The sequence below is a fragment of the Streptomyces sp. NPDC002742 genome, assembly GCF_042888885.1.
Taxonomy (GTDB): Bacteria; Actinomycetota; Actinomycetes; order Streptomycetales; family Streptomycetaceae; genus Streptomyces.
Map to the genome: position 1 here is coordinate 18,208 of NZ_JBIAQF010000017.1, position 23,997 is coordinate 42,204.

The window sequence follows — 23,997 nt, forward strand, 5'->3', positions numbered from 1 at the left end:
GCCACCTGTCGTCACGTGCGGCGATCGGTGAGATTTCGGTTGTCCACAGGCCCCCACACGACCGGTGCCGGACAGTAATCTCGGCGTCCATGGAGCAGAGGCATCTCGGCCGTACCGGCCTGCGTGTTTCCCGGATCGGGCTCGGCACCCTCACGTGGGGGCGGGACACCGACGAGCATGACGCCGCGGACCTCTTGAAGACGTTCTGGGAAGCGGGCGGGACCCTCGTCGACACCGCGGACGTGTACGGGGACGGGGAGGCCGAGTACCTGCTCGGGCAGCTCATGGAGGGGCTCGTTCCGCGCCGGGACCTGGTCATCTCGACGAAGGCGGGGAGCGTACGCGACCCGGACCGCCGCTTCGACGGCTCGCGCAGTCATCTGCTGTCGGCCCTGGACGCCTCGCTCGCCCGCCTGGGCACGGACTACGTGGACCTGTGGCACGTCCACGCCTACGACCCCTGCACGCCGCTCGAAGAGACCCTCCAGGCTCTCGACCTGGCCGTCAGCAGCGGCCGCGCGCGCTACGCGGGCGTGTCCAACTTCTGCGGCTGGCAGCTCGCCAAGGCCGCCACCTGGCAGCTCGCGGCGCCCGGTATACGCACTCGGCTGGCCAGTACGCAGATGGAGTACTCCCTGCTCCAGCGCGGCATCGAGCGGGAGGTGCTGCCCGCAGCCCTCGACCTGGGCATCGGACTGCTGCCCTCCTCGCCGCTCGGGCGCGGCGTGCTCACCGGCAAGTACCGGGGCGGGACGCCGACCGACTCCCGGGGCGGCTCGGAGCACCTCGCGCCGTTCGTCGCGCCGTATCTCGACGACACGGCGAGCGGCATCGTGGAGGCGGTGACGACCGCGGCGGACGGGCTCGCGGTGACCGCGCTCCAGGTGGCGCTCGCCTGGGTCCGCGACCGGCCCGGGGTCGTCGCCCCCATCGTCGGCGCGCGCAACGCGCAGCAGCTCACGGCCGCGTTGTCAGTGGAGACCCTTAGTCTTCCTGACGAGATCTGCCGGGCGCTCGACGACGTGTCGGCCCCGGTGCACCACTATCCCGATCACGACTGGAGCACGCTGTGAGCACGGAGCCCGAGACCACGGAGGACGCGGAGCCGGGGACGCCGGGCGCGGACACGGCCGCCGACGCCCCGCAGACCACGGGCGAGGACGTGGACCACGCGGACACGCGCTCCGGAGACGGGGACGTCTCCGGGGGCGAGGGCACGGAGACGGGCGCTGACGCGGAGGCCGCCGACGGTACGCAGGCCGTCGCGGGGGCCGAAACCGCCGAGGGCGCCGCCCAGTTGTCCGAGGCCGCCGCCGAGCTGGCGGCCCAGCGTGTGGAGCGGGAGCGGATCGAGCGGCGGAAGGCCGAGAAGCAGGCGCCGATCGAGGCCGGGAGCAAGCTCAGCGGCTCGGCCGCGGACCTGCTCGCGGCGGTGCGGGCCGTGGAGAGCGGCGAGAAGCCCGTGGCCACCGCCTTCCGCGAACCGGAGCCCACACCGCGCAGGGCCGCGACCGAGCCCGTACGGCGGCCGCAGCCCGTGCCCGCACCGGCACCGGCCGCCGCGCCGGAGGCCGTCGGGGCCGTCCGTGCCGTGCTGGCCGGGGGCGGCGCCCCCGAAGCGCTCGCGGCACAGGTCGTCGCCGTCCTGGGCGAGGGCGCCGACGACCGGCTGCGCCAGGACCCCTGGCAGTTGCTGCGGGTCCCCGGAGTGCGGCCCGAGCAGGCCGACGGGTTCGCCCGGGCGCTGCTCGGCGCGGAGTGCGGCCCGGACGACGAGCGTCGTGGCATGGCACTGACCGTGTGGCTGCTGGAGCAGGCGGCCGTCGCCGGGCACACCGCGCTGGACGCCCCGGCCCTCACCGCAGCCCTCTCCCAGCGCTCGGTCCCGGACCCGGACGCCGCCGTGCAGGGCGCTCTCGCGGAGGGCGAGGCCCTGGTCTTCCAGGACGCGATGGACACGGCTCCCCCGGCCCCGGCGCCCGAGGACGACGCGGAGGAACCGCAGGAGCGCCCGGTGCGGATCCTGATCGGCCTGGAGCGGTACGCGCTGGCCGAGGAGAGCCTCGCCGACGGACTCGCCCGGGTGATGAACTCGGTGCCGAAGGAGGACGGTTCGGCCGCCGACTGGGAGCGGGCCGCGGCTGCGGCCCCCCGCTCCGCCGGGGAGCTGATCCGAGCGGTCGCCGCTCACGGTCTGGTGCTCCACACCGGTGGCGACGCCTCCCGGTCCGAGACGGCTGCGCTGCTGCACGCGATCCGTGGGCTCGGCCTGCGCGGCTGGGCCGCCACGCACACCGCGGACGGCCGCGACGGCTTCGCCGCCCGACTGGCCCGGCACGAATCGGCCGACGGCTCCGCGGACAGCCCCACGGACGGCGCGGCGACCGGTGTCGCCACCGTCGCCGGGCTGCTCTCCGGCACCGAGGGGCCGGGCCGGGACCCGGAGGGCGCCCTGGACCTGGACGTCCTGGTCGTCCTCGACGCACCGCAGCTCGACGTCGAGACGGCGGCGATGATCGCGGAGTCGCTGCCGGACGGGGCGCGCCTCGTGCTGAGCGGTGATCCGGCGGTGCTCTGGTCGGCGGGCCCCGGCCGGGTCTTCGCGGATCTGCTCGCCGCCCGCGCCTGCCCGCAGGTGGCCTCGCGGACGCCTGACCCGGGACCCATCGGCGAACTGGTCTCCGGGGTCGGCATCGGCGAGCTCAACCAGGTCGAGGCGCCCGGCAAGGAGGTCGTGATCGTCCCGGTGCGCGACGCAGGGGAAGCGGTGCACCGGACGGTTCAGCTGGTCGCGGACTCGGTGCCGCGCGCGATCGGCATCCCGGCCGAGCAGACGCAGGTGATCACCCCGGGGCACGGCGGCGCGGTGGGCACCCACGCGCTGAACATCGCGCTCAAGGAGCGGCTGAACCCCGGTCCGGGCCGTTTCGGCGGCTTCGACCCCGGCGACCGGATCGTCCACTCCCCCGCACCGGGTCGTACGCTGCCGGGCCGTGTGGTGAAGGCCGACGCCGAGGGGCTGCACCTGGAGTGCTCGGGCGTACCCGTCGTCGTACCGAAGGAGCGGGTCGAGCAGTCCGTGCGGCACGGCTGGGCGCTCACCGCGCACCAGGCGGTGGGCCTGCGCTGGCCCGCCGCGGTCGTGGTGCTCCCGGGCGACGCCGCGGCGGCCCTGACCCGGCCGTGGGTGTATACGGCCTTCGGGCGGGCCGAGCGTCACCTCTCCGTCGTGCACGGGGTGGAGCAGGCGCTGCCGCACGCGGTGGCGGAGGTTCCGCAGAAGCCGCGCACCACGCGGCTGCAGGCTCTGCTGAAGGCGCAGGCGCCGGCACCCGCCGCGGGCTGATCCGGCGCGGGGCCGGGTGGTCGCCGCGCTGTGCGACCGGTGCGCGGGAACAGGCGGGTGGGGGCCACCGTATTCCGGTGACCCCCACCCGTGTACGTCCTCGGTGCCGCGTCGGCCTCAGCGATCCGCGTCCAGCGGGTCCAGGGGGTCGGGCTCCCCGTCGGGACCGGGGTCGTCGTCCAGGTCGTCGTCCGACTCGTCGTCGAACACCGCGCTGACGTCGAAGCGGCAGACGACACGCTGCGGGTCGATCGACTCGAACGGTGCCTCCAGCCATTCACCGGGCTCGGCCGGTTCGTCCGCGGCGGTCACCCAGAGCGTGGAGTCGCCCTCCTCCAGCCCGAACTCCTTGTGCCGGGTCGCGATCTCGTCCGGCTCGAACTCTCCGAACAGGACCCCGAGCGCACCGTGAACAGTGCCGGCGGCCGCGTCGAAGCCCTCGGTGGCGGTGGCGCCGTCCTCCTCCACCGCCTCCACCCGCTGGGCCTGCGCCAGCAGTCGCTGCGGCTCCACCACCGCGTAGTCCCGGCGGATCACCACGCTCAGCGCGTTCGGCTCCTCTGGTCCGGTGTACGGAGGCAGCGTGTCGTCACTGCCGGGGATCTCGAAGGGCGTGACCTCGTCATAGCGGTCGTAGAGGAGCTCGTCGTACTCCTCGGCCGCCGCGGCGAGCTCGTTGAACGCCTCGTAGACGGCCGGGTCGTCATCGCCCGTCCTGCGCTCGACCGCGGCCAGGTGGCGGTCGAGCGCGGTCTTGACCGCCTCGGCGGCGGCACGTACCTCGGCAGCGGTGGGCTGCACAGCATCAGACATAGTGCAGACGCTATCCGTACAGGGCCTCTGCCCGCACAATAGATGCGATGCCGGAATACGAATTTGTCGACGTGTACGTACCTCGCGGGGTCTCCCGCAAGGAGACGACACGTCTGCTGACGGACCATGCGGAGTACGGACACTGGGAGTTGGACCGTCTGAGCCTGCTGCGTGACGGCAGCCGCAGAGTGCGGTTGCGTCGGCGGATCATCCGCCAGGTACGCGCCACGTGGTGACGGAAGGCCGCTGAACCGGCGCGGGCCCCGCCATCACGGGGCCCGCACCGTCGGCTACGCCGCGGGGGGCTGTGGAGTCTCGGCCACCCCACCGTGCCGCGCAGTGGTCACGCCTGCGCCGCGCCGCATCAGGCCACGTCCACGCTGTGGCGGGCGACGTCCGCGCCTTCACTCTCCGGTGTGATCACCGCATCGTCACCCCGCTACGCCGCCGAGCGCGCCCGGCGGTAGAGCACGGCGCCGGCCAGCAGCGCGGCGGCTCCCGCCGGCACGACCGCGCCGAGCGGAAGCCCATTGCCCGTATGGGCGAGCTGGGCCGCACCCTCCGAGGCGCCCCGCGCGACGGACGTCGAGCCCACGGGCCGGACCTGCGAGGCTCCACCGCGGTGCTTGCCGCCGCCCGAGGGAGCCGTGCCCGGCTGACCGGAGTGACCCGGGGTTCCCGGGTTGCCCGGCTGACCCGGGTGCCCGGGGGTTCCGGGGTGGCCGGGCGCACCGGGCATTCCAGGCTGACCGGGATGGCCCGGGTGGCCCGGCTGACCGGGATGGCCCGGGTGCTCGGAGTGACCCGGCTGACAAGGGTCGTCGGGGTGGCCCGGCCGACCTGGGTGCCCGGGGTGGCCCGGGTGGCCGGGCCGGGGCGTCTGGTGCCCGGTGGACGCTCCGTTCGCGCAGCTGTCGCCCGCCGCCGCGTTGCCGATCCCCACGACGTTCACGCTGTTGCCGCAGGCATTGACCGGGACATCGACCGGCGCCTGTACGTGGTTGCCGGAGCCCACCCCGGGCGAGTGAGCGGTGTGGCCGCCGGCCGATGAACCCCCGCCCGAGCGGGTCCCCCGGCCGCTGTGGCCGCCGTGGTTGACGCAGGTGTTGCCCATCGCCGGGTTGAGCAACCCGACGACGCTCACGGTGTTTCCGCAGACGTTGACCGGCACGTGCACCGGCGCCTGCACCGTGTTGCCCGACAGCACGCCGGGAGAGTTCGACGCGGAGCCGATCGCACCCGAGTCGGCGTGTGCGGAGACGCCGGTGACCGCGAGCACACCACTGGCCGCCGCCACTGTCATCAGGCCCTTGCGGGTGAACTGTCGCATAGCTGAATCCCTGCCTTCAGTCCTTGGGACGTGGACCATCAGTCCTTGGGACGTGGACCGTCCGGAACACGCGCACGCTCATGGACGTGGCGCGGAAAGCCGGTCGGCCCCGGAGCGCATGGCGCGCACTCCGGGGCCGACCAGCTCAGACCTTCACGAAGTGACCCTCATGAGGTGGCCCATGGGGTGCCCCCTCATGGGATGAGGCACGACGTCAGTCGTTGACGCAGGTGTTGCCGAAGGCGGGGTTCAGCAGCCCGATCACGGAGATCGTGTTGCCGCAAACGTTCACCGGGACGTGAACAGGCACCTGAATGACGTTGCCGGAGACGACACCCGGGGACTGCACGGCGGCACCCTGGGCACCCGAGTCGGCGACGGCCAGGCCCGCACCCGCGAGAACCAGACCACCAGTGGCAGCCGCGGCGGCGACGATCTTCTTGATCATTATTCCTCCTTGTAGGCAAATGCGATCCCAAGCAGCGGATCGCAACACCTGTAACGAGGAGGGAGTAGTAGAGCTATGGGCTTATGGTCACATTCACCCGTCCCGGGCGATCTCCGCACGCACGGGCGATTGTCGGCGTCAACACCCCGCAATCCACCCGTGCGGCGGCGGGGAAACCCATCGGCGGCGCGTCACGACAGCCCGTCCACCGCGCCTCACGACGCGTCGATGAATCGGTCCAGTACACGCACGCCGAACTGGAGAGCGTCCACCGGGACCCGCTCGTCGACTCCGTGGAACATGCCCGCGAAGTCCAGCTCCGGGGGCAGCTTCAGCGGGGCGAAGCCGAAGCAGCGGATGCCGAGATCGGCGAAGGACTTGGCGTCGGTGCCGGCCGAGAGCATGTACGGCACGGCGCGCGCGATCGGGTCCTCGGCCACGAGCGCGGTCTGCATGGCGTCGACGAGGGCGCCGTCGAAGCCGGTCTCCAGGGCCTTGTCCGCGTGCACGTCCTCGCGCTTCACCCGGGGACCGAGAATCCGGTCGAGGTCGGCGAGGAACTCCTCCTCGTAGCCCGGCAGATAGCGGCCGTCGACGTGCGCGGTGGCCTGACCCGGAATGACGTTGACCTTGTAACCGGCGCCCAGCTGGGTCGGGTTGGCGGTGTTCTGCAGGGAGGCGCCGATGAGCTTGGCGATGCCGCCGAGCCTGGCGAGCGTCTCGTCCATGTTCTCCGGGTCGAGCTCGGTGCCCAGCGCGTCGCCGAGTTCGTCGAGGAAGTGCCGCAGGGTCTTCGTCACGCGCACCGGGAACTTGTGCCGGCCGAGCCGCCCGACGGCCTCGGACAGTTCGGTGATCGCGTTGTCCTTGTGGATCATCGAACCGTGTCCGGCGGTGCCGTCGACGGTCAGCTTCATCCAGTGCATGCCCTTCTGCGCGGTCTCGACGAGGTACAGCCGCAGCTTCTCGTTGACCGTGAAGGAGAATCCGCCGACCTCGCCGATCGCCTCCGTGACGCCCTCGAAGAGCTCCGGGTGCTTGTCGACCAGATGCCGGGCACCGAACGTGCCGCCCGCCTCCTCGTCGGCGAGGAAGGCGAGGACGATGTCACGCGGAGGCTTGCGGCCGGTGCGCATCCGCTCCCGTACGACCGCCAGGGTCATGGCGTCCATGTCCTTCATGTCGACCGCGCCGCGGCCCCACACCATCCCGTCGGCGATCTCGCCGGAGAAGGGGTGATGGGTCCAGTCCACCGCGTTGGCCGGTACGACATCGGTGTGACCGTGGATGAGCAGCGCGGGCCGCGAGGGGTCCTCGCCCTCGATGCGGGCCACCGTGGAGGCGCGGCCCTTGTGCGACTCGAAGACGCGCGGCTCCAGTCCGACCTCGGCGAGCTTCTCGGCGACGTACTCCGCGGCCTTGCGCTCACCCGGGCCCGAGTGGTCGCCGTAGTTGCTGGTGTCGATCCGGATCAGCTCACGACAGAGGTCCACGACCTCGTCCTCGCCCGTGACGTTCCTGGTCGTGCCGCTCTCGCTCACGCTGCTTCCTCCCGCTGTCGCCGCTGGTGGTCCCCCTCATCCTCCCCCCGATCCCCTTCGCACCCCAAGGCCGGTCCCGGCCCGTCACACGCAGTTCACGCGACGACGGGGGGTGATCGAAGGCCCCCGAAAGCCTGGTAATGTTTCCTCTGTCGCCGCGAGGGAAACCCGCGCGACAAACACCTTGTCCGGGTGGCGGAATGGCAGACGCGCTAGCTTGAGGTGCTAGTGCCCTTTATCGGGCGTGGGGGTTCAAGTCCCCCCTCGGACACCAGCTGGGACCCCACTTCATGTGGGGTCTTTTGCGTATCCGGGCCGCGCCCGCATCCGTATCCGCCCTTCACGCGATCCCGGCCCCGGCCCTCCGCCAGGCGATCCGGAAATGTTTCGAAACTTTCGAAGAATCCACGGGCCGTCTTGATCTTGACGGGCGCACACCCGGCGACCTGTCGCCTCGACGGTGACCTCACACGCCCTCCCGTCAGGTGAAATGCCACTCCCGCCACCGTCGGCTCGGACGAATGTTTCGACTTCGACGTCGAAAGCATTGACAGTTGACAGGGCCAGATCAACACTGTTCGCGATTCACAGAGCACTGGTCCGGCCGTGTTGCGTGACGCCGACGCGCGGTCGCCGTCACTCCTGTTCCGCGACCCTCGCGAAGTCCTTCGCACAGCCCCTCGCACAGTCGTGTCACGTTGCCCGGCCCCCACCGGCCCCACGAGGACGAGGAGGAAACACGCACATGATCGACGCACCCGCACACCCGGCGAGCCGCAGCAGCGGTCGTTCAGGGGCGTTCCGTCACTTCAGGCTGCTCATCAGCGGCGTCTGCACCATGCTGCTGGTCACCGTGGCCGCGATGACCCTGCCCGGCACCGCCCAGGCCGACACGGTCGTCAGCTCGAACCAGACAGGCACCAACAACGGGTACTACTACTCGTTCTGGACCGACAGCCCCGGAACGGTGTCCATGAACCTGGGCTCCGGCGGCAACTACAGCACCTCGTGGAGCAACACCGGGAACTTCGTCGCCGGCAAGGGCTGGGCCAACGGCGGACGCAGGAGTGTCACCTACTCGGGGACCTTCAACCCGTCCGGGAACGGCTACCTGTCCCTCTACGGATGGACGTCGAACCCGCTCGTGGAGTACTACATCGTCGACAACTGGGGCACCTACCGGCCCACGGGGACGTTCAAGGGCACCGTCACCACCGACGGCGGCACGTACGACATCTACAAGACGACGCGGACCAACGCCCCCTCCGTCGAGGGAACGCGCACCTTCGACCAGTACTGGAGTGTCCGGCAGGCGAAGAGGACGGGTGGAACCATCACCACCGGCAACCACTTCGACGCCTGGGCCCGCGCCGGGATGAACCTGGGCAGCTTCAACTACTACATGATCCTCGCCACCGAGGGATACCAGAGCAGCGGGAACTCCAACATCACTCTGGGCGACAGCGGTTCGGGAGGTGGCTCCGGCGGTGGCGGTGGCGGTACCGGCGGCTGTGCCGCGGCCCTGTCCGCCGGCCAGCAGTGGAGCGACCGGTACAACCTCAACGTCGCGGTCACCGGCTCAAGCGCCTGGACCGTGACGATGAACGTGCCGTCCCCCGCGAAGATCCTCTCCACCTGGAACATCAGCGCGAGCTACCCGAGCGCCCAGGTCCTCACGGCCAAACCCAACGGCAGCGGGAACAACTTCGGCGTCACCATCCAGTCCAACGGCAACTGGACCTGGCCCACGGTCTCCTGCGCCACGAGCTGACCCCCGAACCCCCGAGACCGAAGGACCGCTTCACATGAGATCTCGCACGAGGTACGGACCACATCGCTCGTTACGCTCGCTGATCACCGGACTGGCCGTGGTCGCGACGGCCGCCGCGACCCCGCTCGCCCTCGACGCCGTACCGGCGCGGGCCGCCACCTGCAGCGGGTACGTCGGGCTCACCTTCGACGACGGGCCGTCCAGCACCACGCCCAACCTGCTCAACGCGCTCAAGCAGAACGGGCTGCGGGCCACGATGTTCAACGAGGGTCAGTACGCCGCGTCGAACCCCGCCCAGGTACGGGCCCAGGTCGACGCCGGCATGTGGGTGGGCAACCACAGTTACACCCACCCGCATCTGACCCAGCAGAGCCAGGCGCAGATCGACTCGGAGGTCTCCCGGACCCAGCAGGCCATCACCGCCGCCGGAGGCGGCACGCCGAAACTGTTCCGCCCGCCGTACGGGGAGACCAACGCGACGCTGAAGGCGGTCGAGGCCAAGTACGGCCTGACCGAGATCATCTGGGACGTCGACTCGCAGGACTGGAACGGCGCGAGCACCGACGCGATCGTCCAGGCCGCAGGGCGGCTCACCAACGGCCAGATCATCCTCATGCACGACTGGCCGGCCAACACGATCGCCGCGATCCCCCGCATCGCGCAGGGGCTCGCCGCGCGCGGCCTGTGCGCCGGGGCGATCTCTCCGCAGACCGGCCGCGCCGTGGCCCCCGACGGGGGCGGCACGGGTGGCGGCGGCGGCGGCGGGGGCGGCGGGTGCACCGCGACACTCTCCGCCGGCCAGCAGTGGAGCGACCGGTACAACCTCAACGTCGCGGTCACCGGCGCCGCCAACTGGACCGTGACGATGAACGTCCCCGCTCCCGAGAAGATCATCGCGACCTGGAACATCAGCGCGAGCTACCCCAGCGCCCAGGTCCTCACCGCCAGGCCCAACGGCAACGGCGACACCTTCGGCGTCACCGTTCAGACCAACGGCACCTGGACCTGGCCGACGGTCTCCTGCACCACGAGCTGACCCGGACGGAACACACCGAGGAACAGCGCACCCGTGGCGCGGCGGTCCGTGGCCGCCGCGCCGCCCGGCACCGCCTGCGAGCGAGGGCTCCGGTCATCGGACCGGGGCCCTCGCTCGGCGTGTTCGCGCTGTTACGGAAAGATGTGGGGCAGATCTCGTCACGCTGACATGTCCCCACGTCACAGCGCTGGAACCAGAGGTCCGGACACCCCCTGCGAGGGGTCTCGCATCGCTGATCTCCAGGTCCGAGGCTAGCGTCGTACTAAAATTGCAGGCTTGTTCGGAGCTGGACCGGAATATCCCCAGGCGTACCTGCGGGCCCACCGGCTCCCCGGAGTCTCCGGGAACAACACGTGAGGACCCGATGGCAGCCCTCCAGCAAGGCCCCGCACTCGCGTTGTCCGACGACGAGGTACGTGCGGAGCTCGGTGACCAGGCGCGGTTCTCCGCCGCTTCGGCCGCCTCGCCGCGCACGCTCGTCGACATCCTCGACGCCTCCGTACGGGCGTACCCCGAGGAGCCCGCTCTCGACGACGGCCGGCGCGCCCTCACCTACCGTGCCCTGGCCGCCGAGGTCGAGGTCGTGCGGTGGCGGCTCGCGGAGGCCGGGGTCGGGCTCGGCGACCGGGTCGGCGTGCGGGTCCCGTCCGGCACGAACGAGCTGTACGTGGCCATCCTGGGCGTCCTCGCGGCCGGTGCCGCCTATGTTCCGGTGGACGCCGAGGACCCCGACGAGCGGGCCGAGCTGGTCTTCGGCGAGGCCGAGGTGCGCGCGGTCATCGGGGCCGGGCACGAGCTGACCGTGCGCGGCCGCTCCGAGGTTCCCGCCGGACGGCCCGGCGTCGAGCACGACGCGTGGATCATCTTCACCTCCGGTTCCACCGGAAAGCCCAAGGGCGTGGCCGTGAGCCACCGCAGCGCCGCCGCCTTCGTCGACGCGGAGGCCGGCCTCTTCCTGTCCGAGGAGCCGATCGCCCCCGGCGACCGCGTCATGGCGGGCCTCTCCGTCGCCTTCGACGCCTCCTGCGAGGAGATGTGGCTGGCCTGGCGGTACGGGGCCTGTCTGGTACCCGTACCGCGCTCCCAGGTGCGCAGCGGCGCCGACCTCGGCCCCTGGCTGGTCGAGCAGGAGATCACCGTCGTCTCCACCGTGCCCACCCTGGCCGCCCTGTGGGAGCCCGAGACCCTCAACGAGGTCCGGCTGCTGATCTTCGGCGGCGAGGCCTGTCCGCCCGAGCTGACGCAGCGGCTGGTGACCGAGGGCCGGGAGGTCTGGAACACGTACGGGCCGACCGAGGCGACCGTCGTGGCCTGTGCCTCGCTGCTCACCGGCGACGAGCCGATCCGTATCGGGCTGCCGCTGAACGGCTGGGAGCTGGCGGTCGTCGACGAGGCGGGCGAGCTGGTGCCGATGGGCGGCAGCGGCCAGCTCGTGATCGGCGGGGTCGGGCTCGCCCGCTACCTCGACGCCGAGAAGGACGCCGAGAAGTACGCGCCGCTCGCGTCGCTGGGCTGGGAGCGGGCGTACCGCAGCGGTGACCTGGTCAAGGCCGAACCCGAGGGGCTCATCTTCCTCGGGCGGGCCGACGAGCAGATCAAGCTCGGCGGGCGCCGCATCGAACTCGGCGAGGTGGACGCGGCGCTCCAGGCACTTCCCGGTGTCGCGGGCGCCGCAGCGGCCGTGCGGACCGCGCGCGGCGGCAATCAGCTCCTCGTCGGCTACGTCGTCATCCAGGACGGCTGGGACCAGGCGGCCGCGGTCGAGAAGCTGCGCGCCGAACTTCCCGCCGCGCTGGTGCCGCTGATCGCGCCGGTCGAGGACCTGCCGACGCGGACGTCCGGCAAGGTCGACCGGAACGCGCTGCCCTGGCCGCTGGAGGGTCTGGAGACCGCCGGTGCCAAGGAGCAGCTGTACGGCACCGAGGCCTGGCTCGCCGAGCAGTGGAGCGAGGTGCTGGGCATCCCCGTCGGCGGCGCCGGCGACGACTTCTTCGCGATCGGCGGCAGCAGTCTCGCGGCCGCCCAGCTCACCACGCGGCTGCGTGCCCGCTACCCGAACGCAGCCGTGCTCGACATCTATCAGCAGCCCGTGCTGCGCAAGCTGGCCCGGCATCTGGAGAAGTCGGGCCAGGACGACGGTGGCGAGCGGATCATCGCGCCGGTCCCGCCGCGCGCCAAGCTGATCCAGCTCCTCGTGCTGATCCCGCTGTTCGGTCTGCTCGGGCTGCGCTGGACCGTTGCGCTGGCCGCGCTCGGCAACGTACTGCACTGGTTCGGTCCGTATCCGTGGGCGCCCAGCACCTCGTGGTGGCTGGTGGGCGCCGGTGCGCTCGTCCTCTACAGCCCGCCGGGACGGCTCGCCGTCGCCGCGGGCGGTGCGCGGCTGCTGCTGCGCGGGGTGAAGCCCGGCCGGTATCCGCGCGGAGGAAGCGTCCACCTGCGGCTCTGGACGGCCGAGCGGCTCGCCGGGTTCAGCGGCGCGGCCTCGCTGACCGGGTCGTGGCTGGAGCGGTACGGCCGTGCCCTGGGCGCCAGGATCGGCCCGGACGTGGATCTGCACTCGCTGCCGCCGGTGACCGGCATGCTCAAGCTGGGCCGGGGTGCCGCCGTCGAGTCCGAGGTGGACCTGTCGGGGTACTGGCTGGACGGTGACCGGCTGGAGATCGGCGCCGTGAAGGTGGGCGCCGGTGCCGTGGTCGGCACGCGCAGCATCCTCTTCCCGGGGGCCCGGGTCGGCAAGCGCGCCGAGGTGGCCCCGGGTTCCGCCGTGGTGGGGCAGATCCCGACCGGGCAGCGCTGGGCCGGCGCGCCGGCCGGCAAGCTCGGCAAGGCGAAGCGCGCGTGGCCCAAGGACCGGCCGCAGCGCGGCACGTACTGGCGGGCGATGTACGGCGCGACCGGGTTCGGGCTGAGCGCGCTGCCTGTACTGGCCGCCGTCGCCGCGCTGCTGGTGGCCCGGATGTTCGTGAGCGCGGACGCCGGGCTCGGTGCGGCGCTGCGCGGTGCCGGGATCGCCCTGGTGCCGGCGACGCTCGCCTTCGGTCTCGCGTACGCGCTGCTGCTCCTGGTCTCCGTGCGGCTGCTGAGCCTCGGGCTGCACGAGGGCACGCATCCCACGCACGGCCGGATCGGCTGGCAGGCCTGGACGGTCACGCAGCTGATGGACCGTTCCCGGGAGACGCTGTTCCCGCTGTACGCCGGACTGATCACGCCGATGTGGCTGCGGCTGCTGGGAATGCGCATCGGCCGGGGCGCCGAGGTGTCGACCGTGCTCGCGCTGCCGAGTCTGACGACGGTCGGCGAGGGCGCGTTCCTGGCCGACGACACGCTGACCGCGCCGTACGAGCTCGGTGGCGGCTGGATGCGGATCGGGCGGGCCGAGATCGGCCGCCGGGCGTTCCTCGGCAACTCGGGGATGACCGCTCCGGGGCGGAGTGTGCCGGACGGCGGTCTGGTCGGTGTGCTGTCGGCGACGCCGAAGAAGGCGAAGAAGGGCAGCTCGTATCTGGGGCTGCCGCCGATGAAGCTGCCGCGCGCGGCGCAGGGCGGCGACCAGAGCCGTACCTACGACCCGCCGGCCCGGCTGCTGTGGGCCCGCGCCCTGGTGGAGCTGTGCCGGCTGGTGCCGGTGTTCTGCTCGGCGGCGCTGGCCGTGCTGACGGTCGCCGCGCTGTGCGCGCTGGGGCCGTGGGCGTGGGCGTTCTCGGGGGCCGTGCTGCTCGCCGTGGGTGTGCTCGGCTGTCTGCTCTCCATCGTGGCGAAGTGGACGCTGGTCGGCCGGCACCGTGCCGGTGAGCATCCGCTGTGGAGCGGTTTCGTGTGGCGCAACGAACTGGCCGACACCTTCGTCGAGGTCGTCGCGGTGCCGTGGCTGGCGGGATCCGTGCCCGGGACGCCGCTGATGACCGCGTGGCTGCGGGGGCTCGGCGCCAGGATCGGCAGGGGCGCGTGGATCGAGAGCTACTGGCTGCCGGAGACCGACCTCGTGACGCTCGGGGACGCGACCACGGTCAACCGGGGCTGTGTGCTGCAGACCCACCTCTTCCACGACCGGATCTTGCGGACGGATACTGTGGTCCTCCGTGAGGGCGCCACCCTGGGTCCGGGCGGAATCGTCCTGCCCGGCAGCACCGTCGGGGCCCGTTCCACCCTGGGCCCCGCGTCGCTCGTGATGGCGGCGGAGTCCGTTCCCGACGACACCCGCTGGCTGGGCAATCCGATCGAGGCCTGGCGTTCGTAGCAGACTTGACCTGATCGGACACGAAGGGCGGTACAGCGGCACGTCGAGCACAGGGCAGGGAGCAGTCGCAGCAGTGAGCGTTCAGCAGACAGCGGGACCGGACCCCTATTTCCCGGCCAACGGAGATTCCCGTTACCGGGTGCACCGGTACGAGCTGGCGCTGGACTACCGCCCCGGCCCGAACCGGCTCTCCGGCACCGCGCGGATCAACGCCATAGCGGGCCGCTCCCCGCTGACCGAGTTCCAGCTCAACCTGGCCGACTTCCGGATCGGCCGGGTCCGTGTCGACGGCAAGGCGCCGCACTACACGCACCGGGGCGGCAGGCTGCGGGTCCGGCCGCCGAAGCCGATACGGTCCGGCGCCGCCTTCACCGTCGAGGTGCACTGGTCGGGCAACCCCAAGCCGGTGAGCAGTCCCTGGGGCGGGATCGGCTGGGAGGAGCTGGAGGACGGGGCGCTGGTGGCGAGCCAGCCGGTCGGCTCGCCGTCCTGGTACCCGTGCAACGACCGGCCGGCCGACAAGGCCGCGTACCAGATCTCGGTCACCACGCCCTCCGCGTACGCGGTGGTGGCGGGCGGGCGTCTGCTGACGCGGACGACGAAGGCGTCGACGACCACCTGGGTGTACGAACAGTCGGCGCCGACCTCCAGCTATCTGGTGGGCCTGTCGATCGGCAAGTACCAGACGGTGCTGCTCGGCGACCCGGGCCTCGGGGGCGTACCGCAGTCGGGGCATCTGCCCGCGCAGCTGCTCCCGGAGTTCTCCCGGGACTTCGCGCGGCAGCCCGCGATGATGGAGCTGTTCGAGGGCCTTTTCGGGCCGTACCCCTTCGGCGAGTACGCGGTGGTGGTGACCGAGGAGGAGCTCGACGTCCCGGTCGAGGCGCAGGGCCTTTCGCTGTTCGGCGCCAACCATCTGGACGGGGCGCGCGGTTCGGAGCGGCTGATCGCGCACGAGCTGGCGCACCAGTGGTTCGGCAACAGCGTGACGATCGCGGACTGGCGGCACATCTGGCTGAACGAGGGGCTCGCTAAGTACGCCGAGTGGCTGTGGTCGGAGCGCTCCGGCGGGCGCCCGGCGAGTCAGCTGGCCACCGCCGCGCACCGGAAGCTGTCCGCGCTGCCGCAAGTCCTGCTGCTGTCCGACCCGGGCCGCAAGCTGATGTTCGACGACCGGCTCTACGAGCGCGGCGGGCTCACGGTGCACGCGATCCGCTGCGCGATGGGCGACGAGGCCTTCTTCCGCATGCTGCGCGGCTGGGCGACCCTGCACCGGGGCGGCGCGGTCACCACGGCAGTCTTCACCTCGCACGTCTCGCGCTACGTGGCCGAGCCCCTGGACGACCTCTTCGATGCGTGGCTGTACGAGACGGCGCTGCCGCCGTTGCCCGCGCAGGCCCCGCCGCTGCCGGCCCCGCAGTTGCCGGCCCGGCCCACCTATCCGCCCACGAACGCGGACCCGGCGCGGGTCCGGGGAGAGTGACGCGATGACCAGCCGTTCCTGTCCTTGCGGGCTCGCCGAGCCGTACGCGCGCTGCTGCGGGCGCTTCCATCGGGGCGAGGCCGCGGCGCCGAGTGCCGAGGCGCTCATGCGGTCGCGCTACTGCGCCTTCGTCGAGGAGGACGAGGGGTACCTGCTGCGCACCTGGCATCCGCGCACGCGGCCGGCCCGGGTGGACTTCGACCCCGGGATGCGGTGGACCGGCCTGGAGATCCTGGACACGGGTCAGGGCTCGGCGTTCCACAGCACGGGGACCGTGACCTTCCGGGCCTCCTACCGGGGCGGCTCGCTGCACGAGCGGAGCCGGTTCGAGCGGGTGGACGGGGCCTGGGCGTACGTGGACGGGGAGTTCCTCGACTGACCGTCGCGTCAAGGTGCGGCGACCGTCAGGGGGCCAGGACGTCCAGTTCCTGGAGTGCGCCGGCCGTGATCTCGCGGGTGAGCCGCTCGGCGCGGGGCGCGTCGCCCTCGCGGACGGCCGCGGCGACCTTGACGTGCAGGGTGACGGCGGCGGGGTCGGGGTCCTCGAACATGACGTCGTGATGGGTGCGGCCTGACAGGACCTCCGCGACGACGTCGCCGAGGCGGGCGAACATCTCGTTGCCCGACGCGTCGAGGATCACCCGGTGGAAGGCGACGTCGTGGACGAGGTACGCCTCCAACCGCTGCCCGCGTGAGGTGGAGACCATGCCGAGCGCGCACTCGGTGAGCTGCGCGCACTGCTCGGCGGTGGCGTGCCTGGCGGCCAGCCCCGCGGCGACGGGTTCGATCGCCGAGCGCAGGACGGTGAGCGAACGCAGCTGGTGGGGACGGTCGGCGCCGGCCAGCCGCCAGCGGATGACCTGGGGGTCGTAGACGTTCCACTCGGACCTGGGGCGGACCGTCACGCCGACACGGCGACGGGACTCGACCAGGTACATGGACTCGAGTACCCGTACCGCCTCGCGCATCACTGAACGGGACACCTCGAAGCGCTGCGCGAGTTCGTCGGTGCGCAGCACGCTCCCCGGCGGGTAGTCGCCCGCCGTGATGGCCGGCCCGAGGGATTCCAGTACGTGTCCGTGCAGTCCCCGGCCCCGTGTGGTCATGAAGCCAGCGTACGAGCCCGACGTCACGAAGAAAAAGTCAGACTTATATGTCACAGGCTCTTGAATTAGTCGTACCTAATACGTTTCAGTGGCGTCGACATCAGATGTCGACGAGGACAGCGAGAGCCCGATGCAGCACAGTCCCATCCCCCATGTCGTCGTGGTCATGGGCGTCGCAGGTACCGGAAAGACCACCATCGGCCCGCTGCTCGCGGCTCGGCTCGGCGTTCCGTACGCCGAGGGCGACAACTTCCACCCGCGGGCCAACATCGCCAAGATGACGGCCGGGACACCGCTGACCGACGAGGACCGGTGGCCCTGGCTGGACGCCATCGGACGCTGGGCGCACGACCGGGCCGGGTTCGGCGGTGTGGTCAGCAGTTCGGCGCTCAAGCGCGGATACCGCGACCGGCTGCGGGCGGCGGCGCCCGGGGTCGTCTTCGTCCATCTCACCGGTGACCGCGCGCTCATCGAGGACCGGATGTCGCACCGCAAGGGGCACTTCATGCCCACGGCACTCCTGGACTCGCAGTTCGCCACGCTCCAGCCGCTGGCCGCGGACGAGGCCGGGGTCCAGGTGGATGTGTCCGGCGGCCCCACCGAGATCACCGAGCGGGCCGTGGCGGCGCTCGACGGCCTCGCCCCGCCCCAGCGGTAGCCGCCTCGCGGTGACGCCGTCCCCACGCGGTGCCGCCCGTCCGTCACCGCACCGAGCCGCTTTGCGCCGGGGCGCTGCCTTCACCACCCGTGCCTTCCGTCCGGAAGGCACTTCTTCGCGTACCACCTTCCCCGCGTCCGTTTCTCAAGCAAGGGAACAACCGTGACCAGACTCAGTGTCGAGATGCTGGCAGCGGACACCGTCGAACCGATCACCTCGGCGGGCCACGCTCAACTGGGCATAGCCGTGCTGGCGGGCATCGCCGTCATCGTCCTGCTCATCACCAGGTTCAAGCTGCACGCCTTCCTGGCCCTGACCATCGGCTCTCTGGCCCTCGGCGCGTTCGCCGGTGCCCCGCTCGACAAGGTCATCGTCAGCTTCACCACCGGACTCGGCTCGACCGTGGCCGGCGTGGGTGTCCTGATCGCCCTCGGCGCGATCCTCGGCAAACTGCTCGCCGACTCGGGAGGCGCCGACCAGATCGTCGACACGATCCTCGCCAAGGCGGGCGGGCGCGCCATGCCGTGGGCGATGGTGCTGATCGCCTCGGTGATCGGTCTGCCGCTGTTCTTCGAGGTCGGCATCGTGCTGCTGATCCCGGTGGTCCTGATGGTCGCCAAGCGCGGCAACTACTCGCTGATGCGCATCGGCATCCCGGCGCTCGCCGGTCTCTCGGTGATGCACGGTCTGATTCCGCCGCACCCCGGCCCGCTGGTCGCGATCGACGCGGTGCACGCGAACCTCGGCATCACCCTCGCCCTCGGTGTCCTGATCGCCGTCCCGACGGTGATCGTCGCCGGTCCGGTGTTCTCGCGGTACGCGGCCCGCTGGGTGGACGTCCAGGCCCCCGACCGCATGGTCCCGCAGCGCGCCTCGGAGGACCTGGAGAAGCGCCCGAGCTTCGGCGCGACCCTCGCCACCATGCTGCTGCCGGTGGTGCTGATGCTGGCCAAGGCACTGGTGGACATCGTCGTCGACGACCCGGCGAACATGACGCAGCGCGTCTTCGACGTCGTCGGAGCGCCTCTGATCGCCCTGCTCGCGGCCGTGATCGTGGGCATGTTCACCCTGGGCCGGGCGGCGGGCTTCACCAAGGACCGCATCTCGACGACCGTCGAGAAGTCCCTCGCGCCCATCGCCGGCATCCTGCTCATCGTCGGCGCGGGCGGCGGCTTCAAGCAGACACTGATCGACTCCGGCGTGGGCCGGATGATCCTGGAGATCTCGAAGGACTGGTCGATCCCCGCGCTGCTGCTGGCCTGGCTGATCGCGGTGGCGATCCGTCTGGCGACCGGTTCGGCGACCGTCGCCACCATCTCGGCGGCCGGTCTGGTCGCGCCCCTCGCGGCGGACATGTCGACCACGCACACCTCCCTGCTCGTCCTCGCGATCGGCGCGGGCTCACTCTTCTTCAGCCATGTCAACGACGCCGGCTTCTGGCTGGTGAAGGAGTACTTCGGCCTGAACGTCGGGCAGACCGTCAAGACCTGGTCAGTCATGGAGACGATCATCTCGGTGGTGGCCGGAGGACTGGTGCTGCTGCTGTCCCTGGTCATCTAGGGGGCGGTCGTCCAGGGCCGGACCAGCCGTGTCCGGCCAGGGCCGGACCGGATGTGATCGGGGCCCGACCGGCCGTGATCGGGGCCCGACCGGCCGTGGTCGGGCTGCGGGGAGGACCTTGTCGGGCTCTCCCCCGCAGCCCGGTCGTCGTCGTCAGCGCCTGCTCACGGCCGCCACAGCGGATGTTCGCGGTCGGCCCACCGCCTGCTCACCGATCCCGTGCGCAGCCCCCGCCGGGCCTCCGGGTCGCCCAGCGCCATGCCGACGTGGCCCGCGAGGACGATGCCGACGGTGAGGGCCAGCCAGTCGTGGACGAAGGTCGCCGAGGTGCGCCACATCAGCGGGGTGAGGTGGGTGAACCACATCAGCAGCCCCGTGCCCAGCATCACCAGCGTGGCCCCGGCGATCCAGGCGGCGTAGATCTTCTGTCCGGCGTTGAACTTGCCCGCCGGGCGCGACCGGTGGTCCTTGTCGCGGCGCAGCGCCGCCCTCAGCCACACCCGGTCGTGCGGGCCGAAACGGTTCAGGAAGCCCAGGTCGCGGCGGAACGCGCGGGAGGCCAGGCCTGCCAGGACCGGCACCGGAAGCATGACACCGGCCAGCTCGTGGACGCGGACGACCAGTTCGCGGCGGCCTACGAGTTCGGCGAACTGGGGGATGTAGAGGCAGGCGGCGGTGGCCACGCACACCCCCATCAGCAGGGCGGTGACCCGGTGCACCCAGTGCTCGGCCCGGGTGAAGCGCCGTACGTGGGAGGAGCGTTCGGACACGGCCGGGGTGTCCTCAACTCGTGGGTTCATCGTCGCGTCCGTTCGAACGGCCGACCCAGGCGTCGACGTCGTAGCCCCGGTTCTCCCAGTACCCGGGACGGACGTCCTCGGTGACGGTGATGCCGGAGAGCCACTTGGCGGATTTGTAGAAGTACATCGGCGCCACGTAGAGGCGGACGGGTCCGCCGTGGTTGTGGCCGACGGGCTTGTCCTGCATGCGCAGGGCCACCAGGACGTCCGGGCGGCGGGCCTGGCGCATGGTGAGGCTCTCCGTGTACGTCCCGTCGAAGCAGGTGAAGCGGATCGCCCCGGCCGAGTGGTGCACCCCGGCGGCGTCGAGGAGGTGGGACAGGCGTACGCCCTCGAAGGGAGTGCCGGGCACCCGCCAGCCGGTGACGCACTGGACGTCGTGCACCAGACGGGTCTGGGGCAGGGCGCGCAGGTCCGCGAGGGTGTAGCTGGTGGGGTGGTCGACCAGTCCGTCGACGGTGAGACGGTAGTTCGTCTCGTTCTTGTGGGGGACGGAGGAGGCCACCGAGTAGTAACGGAAGCCGCCGCCGTTGGGCAGCAGCCCCGTCAGACCGGTGGGGTCCTTCTCGGAGGCGCCGGCGAGGAAGGCTTCCATCCCGCGCTGGAGCGTGGGCGCGGTCAGTACGCCGAGGGCGCCGAGTCCGAGCGTGCCGAGCAGCACCCGGCGGCCGATGGGCCTGCCGCGCTCGGCGGGGTCCTCGTGCTCATCACGCTCTTCGCGTTCCCCGCTTGCGTCGCGTGCATCGCGTGCATCGCGTGCATCGCGTGCATCGCGTGCATCGCGTGCATCGCGTGCATCGCGTGCATCGCGTGCATCGCCTGCATCGGGAGCGTCGCGTGCGTCGGGAGCCAGTGGATCGGGGTGTTCCGGCTCGCGGGGCTCCGGCCGCTCCGGTTCACGCGACCTCGGTCGCTCCGGGTCCGGTTCCCCGGGCCTTTCAGTGTTCACCCCTTGATTCGAGCACCCGCGACCCCCAAAAAGCCAGCGGTGGCGGGTGCTCGTCAGCGTTCCGTCATCTCTTCCCGCGTACGGTCCGGGAACTTCGGCCCCGGAGAGGACGGCGGGGCCTCATCAGGAGGTCGACTCGGCCGCCTTGTCCAACTGGAACGCCTCGTTGCCGAGGCCGATCCGGGCGTGCGCCTCGGGCTTGCGGGAGCGCAGGACCAGACCCTGGACCAGTCCGACGGCCAGCGCGACCCCGATGACGGCGGGCAGCAGCACGTTCAGGACCGAGCCCGGCCCCGCGCCGACGAGCACGTCGAAGTCCTTGACCGTGTAGACCGCGATGACGAGCAGGGCTGTGCCCGCGATCGCGGAGGTGACCAGACGCCAGGACTGGGCGCGGGCCGCGCCGCGGCGGACGAAGAAGACGATGACCGAGGCCGAGGCGGCCGCCATCAGGAGGATGACGCCGAGCGCTCCGACGTTGCCGCCCCAGGTGAACAGCTGGAGCACGGGCGCGGTCGGGTCGCCCGTCGGCTTGTCGTCGGCCAGGGCGAACCCGCCGACCACGACGAGGGAGACGACGGTGTGCAGGAGTGAGCCGGTGCCGGGCGCGCCGCTGGACTCGGAGGTGCGGCCGAAGGCGCTGGGCAGCAGACCCTCGCGGCCCATGGCGAAGGCGTACCGCGCGACGACGTTGTGGAAGCTGAGCAGCGCCGCGAACATGCCGGTCACGAACAGCACGTGCAGGACGTCCGTGAAGGTGGAGCCGAGCCGCGACTCGGTGAGGAAGAACAGCAGCCCGGCGCTCTGCTTCTGGGACGCCGCCACGATGGCCGAGGGTCCGGTGGCGATGGTGAGCGCCCAGGAGCTGATCGCGAAGAAGACGGCGACGAAACCGATCGCCAGGAACATCACGCGCGGCACGAGGATGTGCGGGCGGCTGGTCTCCTCGGCGTACACCGGGGCCTGTTCGAAGCCGGTGAAGGCCGCGATGCAGAAGCACAGCGCGGTACCGACGCCCGCTCCCGTGAGCGTGTCCGGGTTGAACGCGTGCAGCGACAGGCCCGCCTTGGCGGGATCACCGACGGCGGCCACGTCGAAGACGACGACGAGCGCGACCTCGATGATCAGCAGTACGCCGAGCACCCAGGCGTTGACGTCGATCTTCAGCCAGGCCAGCGCGCCCACGACGAGCACGGCGGCCAACGCCGGTATCCACCAGACGACTTCGGTGTCGAGGTAGGTGGCGAACAGCCCGGAGACCTCGAAGCCGAAGAGGCCGTAGATACCGACCTGGAGCGCGCTGTAGGCGACCAGGGCGACCGCGGCGGCGCCGGCGCCCGGGGTGCCGCCGAGTCCGCGCGAGATGTACGCGTAGAAGGCGCCCGCGTTGTGGACGTGCCGGCTCATCTCGGCGTACCCGACGCTGAAGAGCACGAGGACGATGCCGAGGATGACGAAGAGCAGCGGCTGTCCGACGATGCCCATCACCGCGAATGTAGTGGGCATGACACCCGCAACCACCATGAGCGGGGCGGTCGCCGCGAGGACGGACAGCAGCAGACCCGCCGTGCCCAGCCGGCCGGCGCGCAGGGCCCGGTCCTGGCCCTTGAAGGTACTGATGCCGGCGCCGTCGGCGTCCGGTTCTCCCGTGCTCGACGTACTCGATGTGCTCGAACTGCCCGTCGTCATCGCGGGGTCGTCCTTTCGGATCGGTCTTCGGAGGCGTTCACACCGTGCCGAGCACGCTGTCGCGCGCGGCACGGAAGGCTTGGTACCCGTCGCGGTCCGGGTACGACCACGGAGCGGGGGTCGCGTGCTCCGCGACGCGGTGGAACAGTGCGGCGGCCTCGCCGTCCCGGCCCTCGCACACCTTGGCGTGGGCAAGGAAGTTGAGGTCGACGAGCCGGCGCGGATGGTCTCCGTGCTGCCACTCCAGCCACCGGTCGAAGGCGGCTTTCATCACCTGGCGGGCCCGGCGCCCGGCCCAGTGTCCGGAGGCGACCGGGTCGGCGGGCTCGCTCCCGGCTCCGGCGAGCACACGGAAGCGCTCGGCGTGCGCGACGACCGGAAGGATCGCGAGCGGCGAGTCGGCGGGCGCCTGTTCGGCCGACCAGTTGGCGAAGTCGTACACCTCGTGCAGGGGGTCCTGGCCCGCGGCGGCGCGGCGCTCGGCGAGCCGGGCCACCACGAGGTGGTGCGCGTGGTGATGGACGGCGTGCCGGTGGCGCACCTCGTCGAAGAGGCGGACCACCTCGTCCTCGGCGCCGAGGACGCGCTCCAGGAGGAGCAGACCGAGCCAGGGGGTGGGATCGTCGGGGGCGAGGCCCGCCGCCCGGTGGCAGGCCTCGCGGGCATCCTCCGGGCGTTCCTTGCCGTGCAGGGCTCGCTCCACGGTGGCGCAGCCGAGAAGCACGGCGGCGTCGGGGGACTCCGGTTCGGCCAGCTGCCAGTCGCGGGCCCAGGCGAGCGTCGCGGACTCCTGCGCGAGGACCGTGACGCGGTGCCCGCGGCGGTCCCAGTCGTCGCCCGTGGCGGCGAGCAGCGCGCGGACGTCGGTCCACCGCCCCTGGTTCAACGAGGTGCGTGCGGCGACGAGTTCGGCGTCGTCGAGAGCGGCGTCGAAGCCCTGGGACGCCCGCTTGCGGCCGCGACCCAGCGGAGGTGGGGGTGGTGACACCGCTGCTCAACCTCACATGCGCGGTTCGTCAAAGAGTGATCACGCACAGCAAAGCCGGAGCCACGGGTTCAAGTCAAGCTCCGGCCAAGTCGCTACACGTGTCAACTGCCTTTACTTGCGCCGTAGTTGACCGCACGTCGCCCCCGACGTCCTGAACGGCCGCCTTTCCCCCGTGACGTGAACAGCCATCTTGTCTCCACGACTCGAACGGCCGCGTTGCGTCGACGTGCCGAGCGGCC

General features: G+C 71.5%; 19 protein-coding genes and 1 tRNA gene. 11 read left to right on the forward strand and 9 right to left on the reverse strand.

The window, feature by feature from the left end:
- Nucleotides 1–89 precede the first annotated feature (89 nt).
- Both ACFYW8_RS28170 and ACFYW8_RS28175 read left to right on the forward strand, forming a co-directional pair.
- Nucleotides 90–1,073 carry an aldo/keto reductase gene (locus ACFYW8_RS28170; protein WP_389082190.1) on the forward strand — a complete coding sequence of 328 codons (984 nt, stop codon included), beginning with the start codon at nt 90–92 and terminating at the stop codon, nt 1,071–1,073.
- Nucleotides 1,070–3,346: a helix-hairpin-helix domain-containing protein gene (locus ACFYW8_RS28175; RefSeq protein WP_389082195.1), complete on the forward strand. Its 2,277-nt coding sequence runs from the start codon at nt 1,070–1,072 to the stop codon at nt 3,344–3,346. Before ACFYW8_RS28170 ends, ACFYW8_RS28175 begins: the two co-directional genes overlap by 4 nt.
- A gap of 117 nt (nt 3,347–3,463) precedes the next feature.
- On the opposite strand, the gene ACFYW8_RS28180 is transcribed toward ACFYW8_RS28175, so the two are convergent.
- Nucleotides 3,464–4,159: a hypothetical protein gene (locus tag ACFYW8_RS28180; RefSeq protein WP_389082201.1), complete on the reverse strand. Its 696-nt coding sequence runs from the start codon at nt 4,157–4,159 to the stop codon at nt 3,464–3,466.
- A gap of 47 nt (nt 4,160–4,206) precedes the next feature.
- Here ACFYW8_RS28180 and ACFYW8_RS28185 point away from each other — a divergent pair, with 47 nt between their 5' ends.
- Nucleotides 4,207–4,395: a DUF5703 family protein gene (locus ACFYW8_RS28185; RefSeq protein ID WP_081223519.1), complete on the forward strand. Its 189-nt coding sequence runs from the start codon at nt 4,207–4,209 to the stop codon at nt 4,393–4,395.
- A gap of 203 nt (nt 4,396–4,598) precedes the next feature.
- Here ACFYW8_RS28185 and ACFYW8_RS28190 read toward each other — a convergent pair whose 3' ends face one another.
- The 3 genes from ACFYW8_RS28190 to ACFYW8_RS28200 form a co-directional block, all read right to left on the reverse strand.
- Complete coding sequence (locus ACFYW8_RS28190) at nt 4,599–5,489, reverse strand: chaplin family protein (RefSeq protein WP_389082209.1); 891 nt, start codon at nt 5,487–5,489, stop codon at nt 4,599–4,601.
- 214 nt (nt 5,490–5,703) lie between these two features.
- The gene (gene chpH / locus ACFYW8_RS28195; RefSeq protein ID WP_365875102.1) at nt 5,704–5,937 is read right to left on the reverse strand and encodes a chaplin ChpH; all 234 of its coding nucleotides are present in this window, start codon (nt 5,935–5,937) and stop codon (nt 5,704–5,706) included.
- 215 nt (nt 5,938–6,152) lie between these two features.
- Nucleotides 6,153–7,478, reverse strand: a complete 1,326-nt coding sequence (locus ACFYW8_RS28200; RefSeq protein ID WP_365875100.1) for a M20/M25/M40 family metallo-hydrolase — start codon at nt 7,476–7,478, stop codon at nt 6,153–6,155.
- 186 nt (nt 7,479–7,664) lie between these two features.
- Here ACFYW8_RS28200 and ACFYW8_RS28205 point away from each other — a divergent pair.
- The 6 genes from ACFYW8_RS28205 to ACFYW8_RS28230 all read left to right on the forward strand — a co-directional run bounded on the left by ACFYW8_RS28205 (nt 7,665) and on the right by ACFYW8_RS28230 (nt 16,387).
- Nucleotides 7,665–7,752 (forward strand) — tRNA-Leu (locus tag ACFYW8_RS28205).
- 564 nt (nt 7,753–8,316) lie between these two features.
- Nucleotides 8,317–9,249, forward strand: a complete 933-nt coding sequence (locus ACFYW8_RS28210) for a glycoside hydrolase family 11 protein (RefSeq protein WP_389082723.1) — start codon at nt 8,317–8,319, stop codon at nt 9,247–9,249.
- A 34-nt stretch (nt 9,250–9,283) separates the two neighbouring features.
- Entirely contained in the window at nt 9,284–10,285 is a 1,002-nt protein-coding gene (locus ACFYW8_RS28215) for a polysaccharide deacetylase family protein (protein ID WP_389082220.1), read from the forward strand.
- Between the two features lie 364 nt (nt 10,286–10,649).
- On the forward strand, nt 10,650–14,525 hold the full coding sequence (locus ACFYW8_RS28220; RefSeq protein ID WP_389082225.1) for a Pls/PosA family non-ribosomal peptide synthetase: 3,876 nt from the start codon (nt 10,650–10,652) through the stop codon (nt 14,523–14,525).
- Nucleotides 14,526–14,598: 73 nt separating this feature from the next.
- Nucleotides 14,599–16,008, forward strand: coding sequence for a M1 family metallopeptidase (locus ACFYW8_RS28225; RefSeq protein ID WP_389082228.1), 1,410 nt, complete (start codon nt 14,599–14,601; stop codon nt 16,006–16,008).
- Between the two features lie 4 nt (nt 16,009–16,012).
- Nucleotides 16,013–16,387 carry a YchJ family metal-binding protein gene (locus tag ACFYW8_RS28230; protein WP_365876700.1) on the forward strand — a complete coding sequence of 125 codons (375 nt, stop codon included), beginning with the start codon at nt 16,013–16,015 and terminating at the stop codon, nt 16,385–16,387.
- Nucleotides 16,388–16,412: 25 nt separating this feature from the next.
- Here the strand turns inward: ACFYW8_RS28230 and ACFYW8_RS28235 are convergent, their stop codons facing one another.
- On the reverse strand, nt 16,413–17,114 hold the full coding sequence (locus ACFYW8_RS28235; RefSeq protein WP_389082235.1) for a FadR/GntR family transcriptional regulator: 702 nt from the start codon (nt 17,112–17,114) through the stop codon (nt 16,413–16,415).
- Between the two features lie 130 nt (nt 17,115–17,244).
- Here ACFYW8_RS28235 and ACFYW8_RS28240 point away from each other — a divergent pair, with 130 nt between their 5' ends.
- Together ACFYW8_RS28240 and ACFYW8_RS28245 are read left to right on the forward strand one after the other, a co-directional pair.
- Nucleotides 17,245–17,772, forward strand: coding sequence for a gluconokinase (locus ACFYW8_RS28240; protein ID WP_389082240.1), 528 nt, complete (start codon nt 17,245–17,247; stop codon nt 17,770–17,772).
- 162 nt (nt 17,773–17,934) lie between these two features.
- A complete protein-coding gene (locus ACFYW8_RS28245; RefSeq protein WP_389082245.1) occupies nt 17,935–19,332 on the forward strand; it encodes a gluconate:H+ symporter in 1,398 nt (465 codons plus the stop codon).
- Nucleotides 19,333–19,496: 164 nt separating this feature from the next.
- Here ACFYW8_RS28245 and ACFYW8_RS28250 read toward each other — a convergent pair whose 3' ends face one another.
- The 4 genes from ACFYW8_RS28250 to ACFYW8_RS28265 all read right to left on the reverse strand — a co-directional run bounded on the left by ACFYW8_RS28250 (nt 19,497) and on the right by ACFYW8_RS28265 (nt 23,758).
- On the reverse strand, nt 19,497–20,132 hold the full coding sequence (locus tag ACFYW8_RS28250) for a cytochrome b/b6 domain-containing protein (protein WP_365876706.1): 636 nt from the start codon (nt 20,130–20,132) through the stop codon (nt 19,497–19,499).
- Nucleotides 20,116–20,805 (reverse strand): molybdopterin-dependent oxidoreductase, encoded by a 690-nt coding sequence (locus ACFYW8_RS28255; RefSeq protein ID WP_365876948.1) that lies wholly within the window; start codon nt 20,803–20,805, stop codon nt 20,116–20,118. Before ACFYW8_RS28255 ends, ACFYW8_RS28250 begins: the two co-directional genes overlap by 17 nt.
- Before the next feature lie 399 nt (nt 20,806–21,204).
- Nucleotides 21,205–22,770 carry an APC family permease gene (locus ACFYW8_RS28260; protein WP_389082253.1) on the reverse strand — a complete coding sequence of 522 codons (1,566 nt, stop codon included), beginning with the start codon at nt 22,768–22,770 and terminating at the stop codon, nt 21,205–21,207.
- A gap of 37 nt (nt 22,771–22,807) precedes the next feature.
- Nucleotides 22,808–23,758 carry a hypothetical protein gene (locus ACFYW8_RS28265; protein ID WP_389082258.1) on the reverse strand — a complete coding sequence of 317 codons (951 nt, stop codon included), beginning with the start codon at nt 23,756–23,758 and terminating at the stop codon, nt 22,808–22,810.
- Between the last annotated feature and the right edge of the window lie 239 nt (nt 23,759–23,997).